Source organism: Photobacterium frigidiphilum (assembly GCF_003025615.1).
Lineage (GTDB): Bacteria > Pseudomonadota > Gammaproteobacteria > Enterobacterales > Vibrionaceae > Photobacterium > Photobacterium frigidiphilum.
Genome location: NZ_PYMJ01000111.1, coordinates 1 through 1,470 on the forward strand (window position 1 = coordinate 1; position 1,470 = coordinate 1,470).

General features: G+C 46.5%; 4 tRNA genes and 2 rRNA genes. All 6 read right to left on the minus strand.

Annotation, left to right across the window (positions count from 1 at the left end):
• Positions 1–484: ribosomal RNA gene (locus tag C9J12_RS30000) — 23S ribosomal RNA — on the minus strand; the annotation flags it as partial.
• A gap of 345 nt (positions 485–829) precedes the next feature.
• Positions 830–905: transfer RNA gene (locus C9J12_RS30005), tRNA-Ala, on the minus strand.
• Between the two features lie 64 nt (positions 906–969).
• Positions 970–1,045 (minus strand) — tRNA-Val (locus tag C9J12_RS30010).
• Positions 1,046–1,111: 66 nt separating this feature from the next.
• Positions 1,112–1,187: transfer RNA gene (locus C9J12_RS30015), tRNA-Lys, on the minus strand.
• A 29-nt stretch (positions 1,188–1,216) separates the two neighbouring features.
• Positions 1,217–1,292 (minus strand) — tRNA-Glu (locus C9J12_RS30020).
• 97 nt (positions 1,293–1,389) lie between these two features.
• Positions 1,390–1,470: ribosomal RNA gene (locus C9J12_RS30025) — 16S ribosomal RNA — on the minus strand; the annotation flags it as partial.

A 1,470-nucleotide genomic window follows, 5' to 3' on the forward strand; every position in this document is an offset into this window, starting at 1 on the left:
CCCTCACAGGGGTTCTTTTCGCCTTTCCCTCACGGTACTGGTTCACTATCGGTCAGTCAGGAGTATTTAGCCTTGGAGGATGGTCCCCCCATGTTCAAACAGGATATCACGTGTCCCGTCCTACTCGATTTCACAGTAAAAGCGTTGTCGGTTACGGGGCTATCACCCTGTATCGCTGTACTTTCCAGTACCTTCACCTAACGCTAATGCTGCTTAAGGGCTAATCCGGGTTCGCTCGCCGCTACTGCCGGAATCTCAATTGATTTCTCTTCCTCGGGGTACTTAGATGTTTCAGTTCCCCCGGTTCGCCTCGTTACGCTATGTATTTACGTAACGATACGTGCTTATGCACGTGGGTTTCCCCATTCGGAAATCGTAGACTCAAGTGGCTTTTACTGCCTAATCTACGCTTATCGCAAGTTAATACGTCCTTCATCGCCTCTGACTGCCAAGGCATCCACCGTGTACGCTTAGTCACTTAACCATACAACCCCAAGAGGTTTCGTATGGCAACAACCAAGGTTTCTCTGCTTGTTCTTTTACAAGAGCAAGAGAGGATTTGTTTTCGCCGGACTCTTCTTTTGTTTCCACTTTTAAAAAAGTGAAGACAAAAACACAAGACACTTGAATGTGTGTTTGTTTTGAGAACTCGTATCTCGTTCTTATTAAAAGAAGCAAGATACATTTGTAATTCAATCATTCGATTGAATTTACTAGTCAGCTTTCCAGATTGTTAAAGAGCATGTGTTTTTTCTATCCCCGTAGAGACAAATATTCCACTTTCTAACCACACTCCACTCTTGTTACGAGTAAGAATGCATTTAGAAAGTGGTGGAGCTATGCGGGATCGAACCGCAGACCTCTTCGCTGCCAGCGAAGCGCTCTCCCAGCTGAGCTATAGCCCCAATATAACTGGGTGGTACTTATTCTTTTCAACTTAACCTTGCAATCAAGATTTAAGAGAAAGAATGGTGGGCGATACTGGGCTCGAACCAGTGACCCCCTCCTTGTAAGGGAGGTGCTCTCCCAACTGAGCTAATCGCCCACGATGTTGCTTTTTATTTCCGCGTTAAAAAGCAGAAGTAAATAGCTTTCCTTCGTGGAAAGGAAATGGTGGGTCGTGCAGGATTCGAACCTGCGACCAATTGATTAAAAGTCAACTGCTCTACCAACTGAGCTAACGACCCATTGTTACTTTCTTTAGCTAAAAAGAAAGTGGCGTCCCGTAGGGGAGTCGAACCCCTGTTACCGCCGTGAAAGGGCGGTGTCCTAGGCCTCTAGACGAACGGGACTTAGTTTTCTGCCAGCGTTGTTGGGCAACGCTAGCGCTCTTTTACATTTCGACCAAGCAATCTGTGTGGACACTGCATCAAACAATAAATCTTTAGGTAAGGAGGTGATCCAGCCCCAGGTTCCCCTAGGGCTACCTTGTTACGACTTCACCCCAGTCATGAACCACACCGTGGTAAA